General features: G+C 70.7%; 17 protein-coding genes. 11 read left to right on the plus strand and 6 right to left on the minus strand.

Annotated features, from left to right (window positions below; genetic code table 11):
* Positions 1-195: 195 nt before the first annotated feature.
* Entirely contained in the window at positions 196-1,680 is a 1,485-nt protein-coding gene (locus U9979_RS07850; RefSeq protein WP_322778839.1) for a long-chain fatty acid--CoA ligase, read from the minus strand.
* 110 nt (positions 1,681-1,790) lie between these two features.
* On the opposite strand from U9979_RS07850, the gene U9979_RS07855 reads away from it, so the two are divergent.
* The 5 genes from U9979_RS07855 to U9979_RS07875 all read left to right on the plus strand — a co-directional run bounded on the left by U9979_RS07855 (position 1,791) and on the right by U9979_RS07875 (position 6,073).
* Entirely contained in the window at positions 1,791-2,834 is a 1,044-nt protein-coding gene (locus tag U9979_RS07855; RefSeq protein WP_322778840.1) for an acyl-CoA dehydrogenase family protein, read from the plus strand.
* Positions 2,835-2,850: 16 nt separating this feature from the next.
* Entirely contained in the window at positions 2,851-3,354 is a 504-nt protein-coding gene (locus U9979_RS07860; protein WP_322748395.1) for a pyridoxamine 5'-phosphate oxidase family protein, read from the plus strand.
* A gap of 102 nt (positions 3,355-3,456) precedes the next feature.
* Positions 3,457-4,065 (plus strand): TetR/AcrR family transcriptional regulator, encoded by a 609-nt coding sequence (locus U9979_RS07865; RefSeq protein WP_322748396.1) that lies wholly within the window; start codon positions 3,457-3,459, stop codon positions 4,063-4,065.
* A 62-nt stretch (positions 4,066-4,127) separates the two neighbouring features.
* Positions 4,128-5,279, plus strand: a complete 1,152-nt coding sequence (locus U9979_RS07870; protein ID WP_322748397.1) for an acyl-CoA dehydrogenase family protein — start codon at positions 4,128-4,130, stop codon at positions 5,277-5,279.
* Positions 5,276-6,073 carry an enoyl-CoA hydratase/isomerase family protein gene (locus U9979_RS07875; RefSeq protein ID WP_322778841.1) on the plus strand — a complete coding sequence of 266 codons (798 nt, stop codon included), beginning with the start codon at positions 5,276-5,278 and terminating at the stop codon, positions 6,071-6,073. Before U9979_RS07870 ends, U9979_RS07875 begins: the two co-directional genes overlap by 4 nt.
* Before the next feature lie 117 nt (positions 6,074-6,190).
* Here U9979_RS07875 and U9979_RS07880 read toward each other — a convergent pair whose 3' ends face one another.
* The 3 genes from U9979_RS07880 to U9979_RS07890 are packed head-to-tail and all read right to left on the minus strand — an operon-like array spanning position 6,191 to position 10,328.
* Positions 6,191-7,417, minus strand: a complete 1,227-nt coding sequence (locus U9979_RS07880) for a cytochrome P450 (RefSeq protein ID WP_322778842.1) — start codon at positions 7,415-7,417, stop codon at positions 6,191-6,193.
* 14 nt (positions 7,418-7,431) lie between these two features.
* Positions 7,432-8,871 carry an aldehyde dehydrogenase gene (locus tag U9979_RS07885; RefSeq protein WP_322778843.1) on the minus strand — a complete coding sequence of 480 codons (1,440 nt, stop codon included), beginning with the start codon at positions 8,869-8,871 and terminating at the stop codon, positions 7,432-7,434.
* Positions 8,868-10,328: a hypothetical protein gene (locus tag U9979_RS07890; protein WP_322778844.1), complete on the minus strand. Its 1,461-nt coding sequence runs from the start codon at positions 10,326-10,328 to the stop codon at positions 8,868-8,870. Before U9979_RS07890 ends, U9979_RS07885 begins: the two co-directional genes overlap by 4 nt.
* A gap of 337 nt (positions 10,329-10,665) precedes the next feature.
* Here U9979_RS07890 and U9979_RS07895 point away from each other — a divergent pair, with 337 nt between their 5' ends.
* Positions 10,666-11,256, plus strand: coding sequence for a protein kinase domain-containing protein (locus U9979_RS07895; protein WP_322778845.1), 591 nt, complete (start codon positions 10,666-10,668; stop codon positions 11,254-11,256).
* A gap of 190 nt (positions 11,257-11,446) precedes the next feature.
* Here U9979_RS07895 and U9979_RS07900 read toward each other — a convergent pair whose 3' ends face one another.
* Both U9979_RS07900 and U9979_RS07905 read right to left on the minus strand, forming a co-directional pair.
* Positions 11,447-11,683: a DUF397 domain-containing protein gene (locus tag U9979_RS07900; protein WP_322778846.1), complete on the minus strand. Its 237-nt coding sequence runs from the start codon at positions 11,681-11,683 to the stop codon at positions 11,447-11,449.
* A 148-nt stretch (positions 11,684-11,831) separates the two neighbouring features.
* Positions 11,832-12,110: a hypothetical protein gene (locus U9979_RS07905; RefSeq protein ID WP_322778847.1), complete on the minus strand. Its 279-nt coding sequence runs from the start codon at positions 12,108-12,110 to the stop codon at positions 11,832-11,834.
* Between the two features lie 174 nt (positions 12,111-12,284).
* Between U9979_RS07905 and U9979_RS07910 the strand changes: the two genes are divergently transcribed.
* Genes U9979_RS07910 through U9979_RS07930 form a run of 5 tightly spaced genes read left to right on the plus strand, consistent with a single transcriptional unit; the run spans position 12,285 to position 15,331 of the window.
* Entirely contained in the window at positions 12,285-13,574 is a 1,290-nt protein-coding gene (locus U9979_RS07910; RefSeq protein ID WP_322778848.1) for a helix-turn-helix transcriptional regulator, read from the plus strand.
* Complete coding sequence (locus U9979_RS07915) at positions 13,571-14,095, plus strand: GNAT family N-acetyltransferase (protein ID WP_322778849.1); 525 nt, start codon at positions 13,571-13,573, stop codon at positions 14,093-14,095. The genes U9979_RS07910 and U9979_RS07915 overlap by 4 nt, the downstream gene beginning before the upstream one ends.
* Positions 14,092-14,367, plus strand: a complete 276-nt coding sequence (locus U9979_RS07920; RefSeq protein ID WP_322778850.1) for a hypothetical protein — start codon at positions 14,092-14,094, stop codon at positions 14,365-14,367. Before U9979_RS07915 ends, U9979_RS07920 begins: the two co-directional genes overlap by 4 nt.
* A gap of 53 nt (positions 14,368-14,420) precedes the next feature.
* A complete protein-coding gene (locus U9979_RS07925) occupies positions 14,421-14,774 on the plus strand; it encodes a hypothetical protein (protein ID WP_322778851.1) in 354 nt (117 codons plus the stop codon).
* Positions 14,771-15,331, plus strand: coding sequence for a GNAT family N-acetyltransferase (locus tag U9979_RS07930; protein WP_322778852.1), 561 nt, complete (start codon positions 14,771-14,773; stop codon positions 15,329-15,331). Before U9979_RS07925 ends, U9979_RS07930 begins: the two co-directional genes overlap by 4 nt.
* The last annotated feature ends 212 nt before the right edge of the window (positions 15,332-15,543 follow it).

Genomic DNA, 15,543 nt, shown 5'->3' on the forward strand with positions numbered 1-15,543 from the left:
TCATCGGCGATCGCTGAGCCACCATGCACGGGTGGCGGAGTGTGGTCGCGCAGGAAGCCACGGAGCTCGGTGCGGAAGGAGTCGAGGTTGTCGCTCTCGACCGCGGTCGGGGTGACCGTGGTCACGAGGCGGCGTCCAAAGTGAGCATCGCAGCGAAGCGAGGAGCGGAGCGGCGGACGGCGCCGGGGCGATGGGTCACGAGGCAGCCTCCTCTGTGGTCAGCAGCGCGGCGACGGTTACCCGGTCGACCTTGCCGGTGTCCAGGCGCGGGATGGCGGCGACGAACCGGATCCTGCGGGGGAGCTCGTAGGCCGCCAACTCGGCCCGCAGGGACTGGCGCAGCCCCTCCTCGGTGAGCCCGGCCCCGCCGCCGCCGCCAACGACGACGACAGCGACCGGGATCTCCCCGAGCCGGTCGTCCGCCACGCCGGTCACGGCGCTGTCCACCACGCCGTCGATCCGGTTGAGCGCGCTCTCGACCTGTGCAGGGTAGACGTTGAAGCCCCCGCAGAGAATCAGGTCCTTGACCCGACCGACGACGCTGACGAACCCGTCGGAGTCAAGGGCACCGAGGTCACCGGTCGCGATCCAGCCGCCCGTCGTGGCGGCACTCAACCGACCGTCGGCGTCGAGGTAGCCCGACATCGCCGACGCGGCGCGGGCCTGGATCTCCCCGATGCACCCCCGCGGGCGCTCCATCCCGTCGGTGTCGACGATCCGCACCTGGACGCCCGGAGCGGCGCGTCCGACGCTGCCCGGGGGCCGCCGTCCGGCCGCGACGTCGTCGGGCCGTTCGAACGCGATGGCGCCGGCGAACTCCGTCTGGCCGTAGTTGCGCAGCACGGGTACGCCGTAGCGGGCCTCGAAGGCGACGCGTGTGGTCTCGGGCAGCGGCGCGGTGCCGACGGTCACGCTGCTGACCCCGGGGAGCGTGACCGACGCAGCTGCCTGCACCAGCTCGTAGACCATCGACGGGGTCAGGCGCAGCACGCCGATCCTGCTCTCGGCCGCGATCCGCGCGACCAGCTCGACGGAGAACTTGTGGCACAGCAACACCGGCTTGCCCAGCCACCAGGACGTGAGCGAGGTCAGGAACCCGCCCATGTGCGCGACGGGGACGAACACCGGCTGCGGCTCGCGGGCCGGTGTCCGCACCGGTCGGCCCTGCGGTGGTAGTCCGCTGCCGGCGGCGATGCCGCGGATACTCGCTTCGAGCGCGGAGAAGGCGATCGCGGCGCCCTTGGGCCGCCCGGTCGTCCCCGAGGTGAACATGACCAGGGCCTCGTCGGGAGGTGCGGTGCGGGCTTGGGTCGCCGTGCCCACGGGGTGCAGACGTGCGTCGATGCCGTCCGGGTCCGGCTCGACGATCGTGGCGCAGCCGGCCTCGCTCGCCCGGCGGGTCACCTCGGCGTCCGGCAGCAGGCGCCCGAGCGAGACGACGCTCCCGCCGGCCCGCCACGCGGCATGAAGGGCGACGACGGAGGCGAGGTCGTTGCCCAGGCGGACGCCGGTCCGGGTACCCGGCTGCAGCCGGCTGCTGAGCGCCGCACTGGCCGCGGCGAGCTCGCCGAACGTCGCCGAGGTCCCAGCCGGGGTGCTGACGGCGAGCGACAGGGGGTGCTGCGCGGCTGTACTGGCGAGTAGTTCACGCAGCGGCGCTCGCCAGGATGAAGTGCTCACAGGGGCAGTGTCCGGGCAGGCAGGGCATCTGGACCCACGCCCGATCGAAACCGCCGTTCTCGACTGGATGCTTGCGCCCGTCGCCGCGGGCGAGTCGACTGGTGGACGTTATGAACCTTCTTCCCAGTGCCGACGGTTGGGCTCTAGCGCGAGCGACGCGTGAGGTTCTCGAGCGCGAGGGTATCGCCGCGACAGTGCGCCGCGAGGCGGGCGTAGGCGCCACGGGCGCTCGGCGTGAGCGCATGGTGGACCTGGCGGAGCTGGGTGTTCCCGCGGTTCTCGCCCCCGATCCCCACGGGCTCGGCCTGTCCTGCGTCGACGCGACCCTCGTCGCCGAGGAGGTGGGGCGGGTACTGCTGGCCGAGCCGGTGCTCGATGCGGCGGTCGTGGCCACGGCACTCCTCGCCGCCGGCGGCGCCGCCGGTACGGCGTTGGCGGAGCGGATCCTCGCGGGCCACGTGGTCGCGGCGTTCGATCCTGCTCCCTCAGACCTCGCGGTCGTGGCCGAGCCGCTGCCGCCGGACGTCCTGCTGGCCCCGGCCCCGGACCGTCGCTCGCTGCGGGTCCATGCGGTCCTCGGTGATCCGGCGGACGTCGACGACATGGACCCCACCCGTCCGCGGGTGAGCCGCCGACTTCGCGATCTCCCGGTGGTCGACGAGATCGAGATCGAGGGCGAGATCGAGGGCGAGATCGCCGGTCCCGTCCTCCTCGAACGGGCCTCGGCGCTCGGCCGGATACTGCGGGCAGCCGAGCTTGTGGGGGCGGGTGAGGTCGCGATCGCTACGACCAAGGTCTACCTGGGCGGGCGCGAGCAGTTCGGTCGGCCGATCGGGGCATTCCAGGCGGTCCAGCACCAACTTGCGTCCGCCTGGTCCGGGCTCCAGGCCGCCCGCGCCTGCGTGCGAGCCGCGGCTGCCGCGTGGGACTCGCGGGATCGCGACGCCCACGCGCTCGCCGCGGCGGGGAGCCTGGCTGCGGTCGAAGCCGTCGCCGTCGCCGGCGAGCGCTGCCTGCACCTGCACGGCGGCATGGGCTACGCCTGGGAGACAGGCATGCACCTCACGGTGCGCCGGGCAGAGGCGGCCCGGCGCCTCAACGGTCCCCGACACGCACTCCACGCTGCGGCGCTCGGCGCGCTGGCAGCCCGATGAGCGAACCGGAGGTGCCGTGAGCGTAGGAGCGAGCGAACCAGGGACACGGGGCATCCAGCTGACCGAGCAGGAGGCGTGGGAGCGCATCCGCGGCGCCCATACCGCGATCGTGACGACGCTGAAGGCTGACGGCTGGCCGGTCGCCCTGCCGAGCTGGTTCGTGGTCGACGGCGCGGACATCTACCTGCGTACCCCGGCGAAGAGCAAGAAAGTGCTGCGCATCAGCCGCGATCCCCGCGCCTCGTTCCTGATCGAGTCGGGGCGGGCCTGGGTGGAGCTGACCGCGGTCCAGCTGTCGTGCGAGGCGACGGTCCTGGACCGCGCGCTCGACCGGGAACAGGCGGTCCGCGTCGCGGAGCTGAGCGACACGAAGTACGCGGGCTTCTCGTTGCCGACCGCGGGGCTGCCGACGGCGACGGCCGCGCACTACGGATCGGGTATGGCCACGATCCGGCTCAGACCGGTCGGTCCACCGCTGACGTGGGACAACAGCCGCATCCGCCTGGCAACCCATCGATAGACAGGGCGCACGCTCGCGCTTACCGTCGACACCGTGAACGAGGCAGGGTTAGTTCGCCCCCGGGTGCATTCGACCGATCCAGCGGCGAGCCCAGAGGACGAGGTGGCCCGACTGACCGCGGCGGCTCGAGCCGCGCTGGCGCGTGGCGGCTGGTGGGGCTTCAAGATCGAGAGTGTGCTGCGCACCGCCGGCCTCTCGACGCGGTGCTTCTACCGCCACTTCGAGACCAAGGACCACCTCCTGCTCCACCTGCTGGAGGAGGACGTCTCGCGGGCGAGCAAGCGCCTCGAACGGGTGTGCACCGACCCTGACCCGCTGGTGCGGGTCCGCGCCTGGTTCGACGGCGTGCTGGACATGGCCTACGTGCCCCGGGTGGCGAAGCCGACCGTGCTCTTCGCGACGCACTGGCGCCACCTGCTCGGCATCTTCCCGGACCAGGTCGAAGCCTGCCGCGCGGCCCTGACCGCCCCGCTGGTCCGCGCCCTGGCGGATCTGGTCTCCTCCGGCGCGGCCGACCCCCGCGTCGACGCCGAGTCCGACGCCCTGGGCCTGTTCCACATCGTGTCCGGCCCGGCCGCCGACGTCATCTCCCGCGGTGGGTCGCCTGACCGCGCGACGACCGAGGCACAGATCCTGCCCCTGGTGGACCGCATCCTCGGTGTCACGCTTCCCCCGGCCAGCCGTCATGCATGGCGGCCGGAAGACGGCTGAGAAGCCGCTTTCCCGCCGGAACCTTGCCCGGCCGGCACCCGGCGCAGTTGGCTGGAAGCGCCATGGATGAGACACCTGTGCAGCTGCGTGCCCGGTTCGCCGAGTTCCTCGACACCCACGACCCTGGACCCGCGCCCAAGCACGCGGGCGAGCGCCTGGCGTGGCAGCGGTCCTGGGCCGCACTGCTCGTCGAGGCGGGCTTCGCGGCGCCGGGCTGGCCCCGCGAGTGGGGCGGCATGGAGCTGTCCCTCGCCCATCAGGTCGCCTACACCGAGGAGCTTTCCCGGCGCCGGCTGCCGCCGCACCCGAGCGGGGGCACCTTCGTCGTCGGCCCGACGTTGATCGTGCACGGCACGCGGGAACAGCGTGAGCGTTACCTGCGGCCGGCGCTGCGCGGGGACGAGATCTGGTGTCAGGGGTTTTCCGAGCCGGACGCCGGCTCCGACCTCCCGAGCCTGCGCACCCGCGCCCGCCTCGACGGCGAGCAGTACGTCGTCACCGGGCGCAAGGTCTGGATCACGAACGCCCGCGCCGCCGATCGCATGTTCGCCCTGGTGCGCACGGGTACGCAGGAGCAGCGCCAGGACGGCATCAGCTACCTCCTGATCGACATGCACGCTCCGGGCGTCACAGTCACTCCCCTGGTGGACATGACGGGCAACACGTCGTTCTACGAGGTCACGTTCGACGAGGTCCGCGTGCCGATTTCCGATCGCGTCGGCGAGGAGGGCGGGGGCTGGCGGATCGCCCGCACGAGCCTCGGCCACGAACGGTCGACGGCCTTCATCACGCAGGCGTCGAAGTACCGCCGCGTCCTGGACGAGCTGGTCGCGCTGGCGATACGCCTCGACCGCGCCGGTGACCCGCTCGTCCGCCAAGCGCTGGCCAGGGCGGAGACAGACCTGCAGGTCGTGCGTCTCGGCGGGCTGCGGGTCCTCGGTGACCTCCTGCGGGGACGCGAGCCGGGTCCGGGGGCGTCGTTGGGCCGCCTCGTCTTCACGGAGTTCGAGCAGCGGCTGCACGCTCTCGCGGTTGAGATCACCGGACGGTCGGCGGTGCTCGCGCCGGGCAAGGCCCATCCGGTCGAGGGTGGGCGGTGGTCGGCGGGCCTGCTGGCCACCCGCGCCAGCACGATCGGGGCGGGGACCGCGGAGATTCAGCGCAACACCATCGCCGAGCAGGTGCTCGGCCTCCCGCGAGAGCCGGCCGCGTGAGCACCGGTGAGGTTGTCGTCAGCACCGACGGCGGCCTGCGGGAGATCGTCGTCGACCGGGCGCCGGCCCGCAACGCGCTGCGAGCCGTCGACATGCACCGGATCACCGACGCCGTCACCGACGCAGTCGACGGCGGAGCCGTCCGGGCGATCCTCCTCCGCTCGGTGGGGCCGCACTTCTGCGCGGGCGCGGACATCGTCTCGGTGAACGCGCCCGGGGCCGAACGCCCCGTCACCGGCGGGCTGATCCGGGCGGTCCGCGCGGGTGCGAACCGCATGATCCAGGCGCTGTGGGACTGCCCGCTGCCCGTCGTCGTCGCCGTGGCGGGCCGGGCGATGGGCCTGGGCGCTCACCTGGCGCTCACCGCCGACGTGATCGTGGCCGCGGAGGGCGCCTCCCTCGTGGAGCCCTTCGCCGGGCTGGGCTTCGCGGTGGACAGCGGCGGCACGTGGCTGCTCGCGCGCCGGGCCGGGCTCGGCGCGGCCACCCAGGTGCTCCTGCGGGGGAAGCCCTTGGATGCGCGGCGCGGCTACGAGCTGGGCGTCTTCGATGAGGTGGTCGCTGACGGCGATCTCGTGGCGCAGGCGGCCCGGATCGCGGGTGAGCTGGCGGCGGGGCCGACCCTCGCGCTGTCCGCCACCAAGGGACTGCTGCGCCGCGGCCTGACCACCGACCTTGCCGCCGCCCTCGAGTCCGAGCTGGTCGCCGTCGAGCTCACGGTGCGCAGCAGCGACTTCAAGGAGGGCATCGCCGCCTTCGGTCAGCGCCGCAAGCCCGAGTTCACGGGACGCTGAGACACCCTTGGTCACGGTGACAGCGGTTCCGACTTACCTGCTTCAGGGGGCTTAGAGCGCCCGGCAATAGGAGCGTGGATCAAGGAGCGGGGCTGGGGTGCGCACCTCGTCAGCGGCTCAGCCGAACGTCAGCGGCAGGGTCAGGAGTCCGCGGACCGGGCTGTAGTGCGCGACAGGCCCAGTGCCCGCTGTGATGCGGTAGCTCGGGATCCGTGCGTGCCACTCCTCCATCGTGATCGCGATGATGCGGCGGGCCAGGTGCATGCCGAGGCAACGGTGCGGGCCGACCCCGAAGGCGAGGTGGCGGGTGACCGTGCGGCGCAGGTCGATCTCATCCGGACGGTCGTAGGTCTCCGGGTCGAGCCCGGCCATGCCCCAGCTCATCAGGACCATCTCACCGGGCTCCAGCCGCACCCCGCCGAGCGTCGTCTCCTGGGCCACCAGTCGCGCCGTGGTGAGTACCGGCTCGTGGCGGATCAGTTCCTCCATCAGGCGAAGGCGTTGCTCCGGATCAGCCGCTGCCTTCTGCAGGTCCGGTCGCGTCGCCAGTCGCGCCCAGGACAGGCTCAGAACCGAGGTGGTGGTGTCGAGCGAGGCCATCATGGTCACGTAGCAGGCGTTGACGATGTCCTCGCGTGGGATGGGTTGGCCGTCGATGCGAGCGCGCAGCAGGTTGCTGATCACATCGTGACCGTCGGTTCCCGTTGCGGCACGCTCCTGCACCTGCGAGTCGAAGAACGCGAGGATGTCCCGGTTGGCGTCCTGCACGTCCTCGTTGGTCCTGGCGTTCGGAAGGCCCTCGCGGACGAGCCAGTCCTTGAAGTCGAGGAGTGACTGGAGCCGTTCCCGCGGCACCCCGAAGTTCGCCAGAAAGGCCTCGGCTGGCAGCGCGCCGGCGATCGCGGACACGAAGTCGCAAGAGCCCTTCTCGGCGACGGCGTCGATGAGTTCGACGGCCGCGGTGCGGATCGCCGGGGTGAAGTGGTTGACGGTGCCTGGGGAGAACGAGTCCGCCAACGCCTGGCGCCATACCCGGTGGTGTTCCCCGTCGAGCTCGAGCGGGATGAGCCTTGCACCACCGCCGAGGGAGTCCCGCCAGGGGATGAGGTTCTTCTGGTTGACGAAGACCTCAGGCCGGCGGGCGATGGACTCGATGTCCTCGTAGCGGGTGGCGATCCAGTAGCCACCGAACTCGTCGCTGTGCAGGAGTGGCCCCGCCGAGCGGAGCTGCCCCCAGGCATCGAGAGGAGCCTGCGGGTCGCCCTGCAGCCACACCTGGAACGTGCTGAACCTGCGAGCGAGATCCTCGGTCGTGGTGGGGGGTGTCACGGCGGGTGCGGTCACGGGGACTCCTCGGGTCAGCTGTTCGCGGGCATCGCGATGGACTTGAGCTCGAGGTAGGGCTCGAGACCCTCACGGCCCCACTCGCGGCCGAGCCCCGACTGCTTGAAGCCGCCGAACGGTGCACTCGTGTCGTAGGTGAAGCCGTTGACGTTGAAGGTGCCGGTGCGCACGCGTCGCGCCACGTCGAGTCCCTGCTGCGGGTCCGCGGTCCACACGGCACCGCACAGTCCGAACGGGGAGTCGTTGGCGATGTCGACCGCGTCGTCCACGGTCTCGTAGGGGATGACGCACAGCACCGGACCGAAGATCTCCTCGCGGGCGATGCGCATGCCGTTGTCCACGTCGGCGAACAGCGTCGGTTGGACGTACCAGCCCTTGTCCTGACCGTCGGGTCGTCCGCCACCGGTGACGACCCGTGCTCCGGCGTCGCGGCCGACCTGGAGATAGCCCTCGACCCGCTCGCGCTGCTCACGGCTCACCAGCGGCCCGAGCACTGTGCCCGGATCGAAGGGATCTCCGACCGGCAGGTGGCCGACGATGGCCGCGGCCCGTTCGACGATCTCGGCGTAGCGGGAGCGCGGAGCGAGCAGTCGGGTGAGGGCGATGCACGCCTCCCCGTTGTTCAGCATCGCGCCCTGGACCGCCGTCGGGATGGCCGCGTCGAGGTCGGCGTCCGCCATCACGATGCACGCAGACTTGCCACCGAGCTCCAAAGTGACCCGCTTGATCTGCTCACCGCACAGGCCGGCGATCCGCCGTCCGGCGACCGTACTGCCGGTAAAACTGATCTTGTCCACGCCGGGATGGGTTACGACCCGCTCGGATACCTCACGGTCGGCGGCGACGATATTGACGACGCCGGCCGGTAGTCCCGCGGCTTCGAGCACCTCGGCCAGGACGTAGGTGTCCAGGGGCGTCTGCGGAGCCGGTTTGACGACGGTGGTGCACCCGGCGAGCAGAGCCGGCGCGAGCTTGCCCAGGAGCAGCCCGAGCGGCGCGTTCCACGGGATGATCAGCCCGGCCACGCCGACCGGCTCCCGCCGCACGACCATCGGACCAACGCTGCCCGCGCGGCGCTCCTCGAACGAGACGTGCTCGGACATCGCGGCGTAGTACCGGATGAGGGCCGAGGACACCTGCGCCATCCGGCTGAAAGTGATGGGTGACCCCATCTCCGCTGTGATGAGCTGGGAGAGTTCCTCATGGCGGTCGTCGAGGAGGTCCGCCGCCCGCAGCAGGACCTGTGCCCGCTCGTTCGCGGTCAGGTGGGGCCACGGCCCTTCGTCGAAGGCCGCGCGGGCAGCGCCCACCGCGGCGTCGACGTCGGCGATCTCGGCTCGCGGGATGCTCCCGATCACCTCCTCGGTGGCCGGGCTCACCACCGACAGGCGACCGCTGCCGGCCGGCTTCCTGCGCTGCCCGCCGATCCAGAACGCATCGTGGTCGATCGTCATCTGGACTCCTGTGTCGTGGGGACCGTGCTGGTGTTGAGCCCGTCGGCGCCTCTCACGTCGCACATCTGCCCGACGGGCTGGCGGTCCGGGTCGGCCAGTGCGTGCAGGCTCCGCGGGTCGGTGACGACGGATGCGAACCGCCGCGCGCCGTCGTCACGGCCGATGATCCAGCCGCGGGCGGGTGTGCCGTCCCGGTCGTGCTCGACGGTGAAGGTCTCGATCCGCCCGCGGCCTGTGACGGCCGAGGCGTACCCGGGGACCGGCTCGGTCGCCGGCGGGACTTGTGCCGGCTCAGCCCAGGGCCGCGGAGGCCTCGTCGGTGCGATGACCATCGCATGGTGTTTGGTGAGGTACTCGCCGTTGGCGTAGACCAGCGTCCGGCCACGCAGGCGATGCGCAGCGACGATCGCGTGCAGGCAGTAGTCGTTCGCCGGTCCGCCGAAGGATGCCAGGCCGCCCGTGACCGTGAGGGGACGTTCCTTGCCGAGCCCCAGGTGCAGCGCCGCCAGCTTGGGGACGATCGGGAAGCACGAGTACAGGTCGATGTGCTCGAGGTCCTGTGCCGAGCACTGCGCCTGGTCCAGGCAGGCGTCGAGGGTGGCGGACAGGCCGGGGGAACGAGCGAATGTGGCGCGCCGCAGGACATCGGTCGAGTCGGCGGCACCGGCCGAGGCCCAGATGTGGGAGATCCGCTCGTCGGGGATGCCGTGCTCGCGAGCCGTCTCGAGGTCGCAGAGCACGACGGCGGCACCCTGGTCGACCTTGGGGTTGGCGGTCATCCGCACGGTGTAGGGCCAACAGGTCATCCGGTTGCCGTCGGTGGCCTCGTAGACCTCTCGAGGGGTGAGGTGACGTGGCTTCCAGGCCGCGGGATTGCCGACGGCGACCTCGCTCATCGCGGCGAGGATCTCCCCCGACCAACGCTGGGCCTCCTCGAAGCTCTGCCCAAGTTCGGCACGTAGAGCGTTCTCGAAGAGCGGATAGTTACGCAGCGGTCTGTCGATGCCGTAGCGGAGCATCTCCTCGGTGCCGCGGACGGAGCTGGGTAGCCGTACGGGTCCGCCTGGTCGGTCGGACCACGCGGGCGGGTTGCCGGACGTGCTGGCCCGCGCCAGGGACGCGGCTGATTCGGCACCACCGACGAGCGCGGCGTCGATCTGTCCCACGGCGATGAGGCGTGCCGCGGTCTCGATGAGGGCGAGCGGCTGGTTGCCGCCGACCTCGCTGTGCAGGGTATGGCCAGGCGCCGCACCGACGAGCCGCGCGACCTCGGCGGGCAGGTCGTCATAGCTCCACGACAGGACACCGACGATGAAGATCGCGTCCAGCGCGCTCAACAGTGCGGCGGGGACGGCATTGTGGGCAGCCTGCGCGATGAGCTCGCAGGGCTCGCTACCGTCGCCGCGCAGGTCCGCGGCGCCGACGATCACAGGTATTCGGGGCGCGGTCGGGGACACGCGGCGAACGTATTCCGGCCGGGGAGCGCATGCGCCTCGTGGAATCCGATTCTCAGGCAAGGCGCTTCGCGGGTGCCTGGCGCACAACAGCGTGATCAGCGTACGCGGGTCACCAGACAGTCACCGACCACCGTCAGGCGGGCGGCCATGAGCGCAACCGCCCGGTCGGCGTCGCGGCGTAGGACTGCCCGGCAGATCGCGACGTGCTCGGCGTACGCGAACGTGAGTGAGGCGGTTAGGGCGGCCGAGTAGGACGGGCTGGCCGTGTTGGTATTGGGCGGCGGCGTTGTGGGGGAGGACCACGGTCCCGCCGGTGCCGTGGTAGACGGCGTACACGGTGAGCCCGGAGCAGTCGAAGCCGACGACGCCGCTGGGGCCGGCGGTGGGGCCGGCGGTGGGGCCGGCTGTGGGGCCCACCTCGTTCACTGGACCGAGTGGCACCCCGCACTGGCGTGCGCCTGAGCAGCGCCGCGGGGTACGCCCCGACGCCCTCTCCGACCTGTACGCGGTCGGGGTACTGCTCTACTGGCTCCTGTCGGGGACGCTGCCGTTTCAGGCAGAGCTGGGGCCACAGTTCACCGACGAGGGGGTCAGCAAGCTCCACGTCCAAGGCCGACGACCCCGCCGCCTCGATCACCACGTGCCAGGTGTCCCGGCGACCCTCGCGGCGTTCGTCGACCAGTTGCTCGACCCACGGCCGGCCCGCCGGATGCCCACCGTGGCGGTCGGCTACGTCGCCGCCGCCGCCCGCCGCAAGCTCGGCCATATCTACACCGAGGTCGAGCAGTCCGTCCGGAACCGCCTCACCGAGGTCGTAGTCACCACCGTCCGGGCCGGCGGCGTCCCCCCGCCACCCCCTACCGTCATCCCACCAGCAGTGGGAAATGAGGCCTGGATGGAGGACTTGGAGGAACCCACGGTCCGGTAAAGCAGTATGAAGAGATGGGCTGGCCGGGTATCGAGGTGGCCTGGACGGTGCGCCGCGACCGGTATGGAGAAAGTCGGCCTGACCCTGGACGGCGAATGGTCGCTACACGGCAGACCAGCGTCTGACCCACCAACAGCAGATGCCCCCGACCGGATTCCGGCGGGGGCATCGTCACGTCCGGGCCGGTGGGTCAGAAGCGCATTTCGCCGTTCTCGACGCCGTCGACGAACGCGGCCCATTCGGCGCGGGAGAACGACAGCACGGGTCCGTCCGGGCTCTTGGAGTCGCGGACGACAACCCCGCCGTCGTGCGCTGCTGCTTCGACGCACATGCCACCGGCGCCGTTGGAGAAGCTGGACGTCGTCCAGGTGACGGCGTCGGGCTCGAAGTTGGTGAGGTCCGGCTTGCGGGTGCGGTTCTCGGACATGTTGATCCTTTCGGTTGGGTGTTGGTGCACGCGCCGGCCCTACTCCGCGCCTCTTCTGACGAGGGACGAGGCGGGCACGCTGGACCGGCGCGCGTTCGTGGCGGGGCTGTCCGGACGGGCGACGCGGGCTGTCCGGACAGCCCCGGTCTCAGGTGCCGCGGCGCGGGTCCACGTGGGAGAAGAAGGCGGGCACGACCCGGTAGTCGTCCAGCTGGTGATACCGGGCGTGCGCGTCGGCGTCGGCGACCGTCGGGAAGATCAGCAACGCCCGGTCCGGCTGTCCGTCGGCGTCCAAGGCGACGACGACATACGGGGTGGCCTGGTTGAGGAGCGGGAACCGTGGTTTCTCGCGGGGTAAGGCGTCGCGTTCCATACAGGCCGACGCGACCGATCTACGGGTGTGCGTCTTCGGCTCCGGCTGTCCCACGACATCCCCCATTTTGCGTGTCGTCTGCGTGGCCGGCCGGTTATCGTGCCGACACGAGTACGACACAACGTGCGGGCGGGGTAACAGCAGACCGTAACTGGCGGCCGTACGTAACCAGTTACGGGTAACTGGCTACGCCCCGGTTGCCCGCGCTGTGAATGCCGGGAGGCAGCGATGGGCGACGGCGAAGCCAGGCGCGAGCTGGCCACCCGGATTCGGGCTTTACGGCATGCCGCCGGGTACAGCCAAGAGCGTCTTGCTTCCCAGCTTGGCTTCCAACGTGCCTACCTCTCCCAGGCCGAGTCCGGCCGGGACGTGCCGTCCGAGAACCTGACAGACGCGCTGGACGTGGCCTTGGACGCGGGCGGGGAACTGCGTACCCTGCGCGAACGGGCATGGCAGGAGCGGCGGACGCGGCGCCACCATTCGCCCGACCCGTGGCGGGAACGAGGGGAGGCACCGACGGACCGGCGGCAGGTACTGGAGGCAGGTGCGCTCATTGCGGCAGCCGACGTCGCTGCCGACGTGTTCCACCGCATTGCCGCGGCGGAACCGGACCGGCTCACCCTCGATGAGCTCGAAGCCGACCTGGACGAGGTCGCGGCCACCTACGCGACCGTCCCGCATGCCGTTGCCGCACCACTGATCATCGGTGGTTGGCGGCAGGTCGAAGCCGCACTCGACGGGCGCACGTCCGCATCCGCCCACGTCCGGCTCACGCTGCTGGGTGGGCAGTTCGCCTACTACCTCGGCCGGTTGGCGTTCAACACCGGGGACATGCGGTCCGCCCGCCGGTTCGCCACCCTGGCCGAGCATCACGCCGGCGAGGCAGGCGAACCGGTGCTGTGCGCATCGATCGCGGCGCTTCGGTCCGGCATCGATTACTGGACCGGCCGATACCGCTCCGCTGTCGATCATCTCCGTGCATGCGAACACGGTTCCCATCCCTACATCGCGGCGCGGATGAGCGCCTACGAGGCACGGGCATGGGCGATGCTCGGTGAGCGTCAAGCCGCGCTGGACGCGTTGGACCGGATGGACGCGACGGCCGGACCGTTTCGGCCACTGCCGGGGGATACCCCGGTCGGAGAGGCCGCGGTCGCCATGTTCCGCTCGGGCATCTCGGCACAACTGGGGGACGCCACAGAAGTGAGCCGGTGGGCGCCCCTGGCCGTCGCCAGTTACTCGAAGGTTGGTCCGGACTACTCGGCCGAAGAGGAGATGCACGCCCGTCTGACTCTTGCGATGGGACATCTTCTCGGCGGGCACCCTGACGTGGATGGTGCGGTGGCCGAGGGCATGACAGTGCTGGGTGTGTTGGAGCGGTCGCCTACCCACACGGTGGCGGCGAAGATGGGCAGGGTGATCGGGACATTCACCTCCGCCCAGCGGGACACCCCGCTCGTCCGTCAGTTCCTTGAGGCTGCCCACGTCCAGGCGCTGCCCGCCGGTGCCGGCGCATGAGCATCCCGACCCTGACGACGGACCGGTTGATTCTTCGGCCGATCCGTCGTGATGATCTCGATGCCTCCGCGGCCATCTGGTCTGATCCCGAGTTCGGCCGGTACATCGGCACCTACGACCGGCACGGCATGTGGCACAACCTCGCGGCCAACATCGGCGTGTGGGAGTTGGAAGGCGTCGGCCCCTGGTCGGTGGTCGAGCGAGGCACGGGCGTGCTGGTGGGCCGGGCGGGGCTGTGGAATGAGCCGGGATGGCCCGGGATCGAGCTGGTGTGGTTCATCGGCCGGTCCTGGTGGGGACGCGGCTATGCACCTGAGGCAGCCCTCACGGCCGGAACATGGGCGTTTGCGAACCATGATGTGGACCGGCTTGTCACAGTCCCCAACCGTGACAACCTGAAGTCGGTTCGGGTCGCCGAGAAGCTCGGCATGACGCTCGATCACTACGAGGTGCTGCACGGCGACGACAGCGCCGTTTACACGATCAGTCGGGAAACCTGGGAGGCACGCACCGGAGGGTGAGCCCTGCCGACGGCGTCGGCCTGGCCGTGCTCGCCGGGCAGTACGCCGAGCAGATGCAGGACGCGGTGTTGCTCGCATCCGTCGCCGGAATGCATTCGGGGATCGCGTACTACCGGAGGCGGTATGACGTTGCTGTGGCCGTCTTCGAGGAGTACCCGCCAGATCCCCCTTACCTGCAAGCGCGGAACGCGGCCTATCGTGCCCGCGCCTATGGCCGTAGCGGCAATGCGCCGGCGGCGCGGGCCGAACTGGCGTTGATGCACCGCTGCTGACCGACTACCCACCCCAACCGGGAGACCTGCCACTCGGGGAGGCGGCGGCGGGCATGTTCACGGCAAGCACGCTCGGGTCCATCGGGGAAGGCGTCGAAGCCGAACCGTGGGCCAGGCGCTCCGTCGCGGCGCATGAAGCTGTCGGGCCGCGGGCGAACCGGGAGGAGTGGGGGCACGCCCTGCTGACGCTCGCAACATCCCTGATCTATCGGGAGCGGCCGGAACCGGAGGAAGCCGCCCGGATCGGCGTCCAGGTCCTGGAGGTCGTGGACGGCTACCCCACCCGCACCGTCAGCCAGCGGACCGGGGAGATGCTGGGCATGCTTGCCAAGTATCGGGCTTTACCCGCGGTGGTCGACTTTCGCGAGCGGCTCGCGGCCGCGTCCCGTCCGGCGTTGACCACATGAGCGGCCGGTTCGGCGAGCCCACATCCATCGTCGTACCCACTGTGATCACGGACCGGTTGGTCCTGCGGTGCTGGCGGCCGGGCGACATCGGCCCGTACGCGGCGATGAACGCCGACGAGGAGACCATGCGCTTTCTCAACGGCACGTTCGGCCGGGAGGGCACGGAACGCCTGATCACCCATCTGATCGGCATGTGGGCGCTACGGGGCCACGGCATGTGGGCGATCGAGGACAAGACCACCGGCGAGTTCCTCGGCCGTGCCGGCACCTACTACGCCGACGGCTGGCCCGGGATCGAGGTCGCCGTGTCCATCCGCCGGGACCGCTGGCGGGAAGGACTCGGCACCGAAGCGATCCGGGCCGCGCTCACGTTCGGGTTCACCATGCTCGGCGTGGACGAACTCGTCACCGTCACCGACCAGGGCAACGCCGGCATGAACGGGATCGCCCGGAAGCTGGGAATGGTCTTCCAGGCGGTCGCCACGGTCGGCCCGTGGAAGGACAACAACGTGTACGCCATCAGCCGGTCCGCGTGGGAGATGTGTACCGGCAGCTGACCTCCTATGACCAGGAGCGTGAGCCGGCCGCGCGCAGACCCTGCCGCCCAGTGCCACAGCCAGTTCGCCGAGGCACATCCAGACGGCCTTCCGCCAGCTTCGGAGCAACGTCGTCGCAGCATGCCAGTTCCCTGATGAGCTTGTCGACGCTGAGGGACGTACGATCCACAAGCCCAAGACCTGGTGAAGGGGGCAGACATGCAGAGACCCCG

This window comes from Protofrankia sp. Cas4 (assembly GCF_963555915.1).
Lineage (GTDB): Bacteria > Actinomycetota > Actinomycetes > Frankiales > Frankiaceae > Protofrankia.

Coding starts and splice junctions, on each gene's coding strand:
- U9979_RS07900 (WP_322778846.1), bottom strand. CDS start 11,683: ATGTCCGAGAACCGCACCCGCAAGCCGGACCTCACCAACTTCGAGCCC.
- U9979_RS07870 (WP_322748397.1), top strand. CDS start 4,128: ATGGATGAGACACCTGTGCAGCTGCGTGCCCGGTTCGCCGAGTTCCTC.
- U9979_RS07910 (WP_322778848.1), top strand. CDS start 12,285: ATGGGCGACGGCGAAGCCAGGCGCGAGCTGGCCACCCGGATTCGGGCT.
- U9979_RS07855 (WP_322778840.1), top strand. CDS start 1,791: ATGAACCTTCTTCCCAGTGCCGACGGTTGGGCTCTAGCGCGAGCGACG.
- U9979_RS07925 (WP_322778851.1), top strand. CDS start 14,421: ATGTTCACGGCAAGCACGCTCGGGTCCATCGGGGAAGGCGTCGAAGCC.
- U9979_RS07930 (WP_322778852.1), top strand. CDS start 14,771: ATGAGCGGCCGGTTCGGCGAGCCCACATCCATCGTCGTACCCACTGTG.
- U9979_RS07915 (WP_322778849.1), top strand. CDS start 13,571: ATGAGCATCCCGACCCTGACGACGGACCGGTTGATTCTTCGGCCGATC.
- U9979_RS07885 (WP_322778843.1), bottom strand. CDS start 8,871: ATGACGATCGACCACGATGCGTTCTGGATCGGCGGGCAGCGCAGGAAG.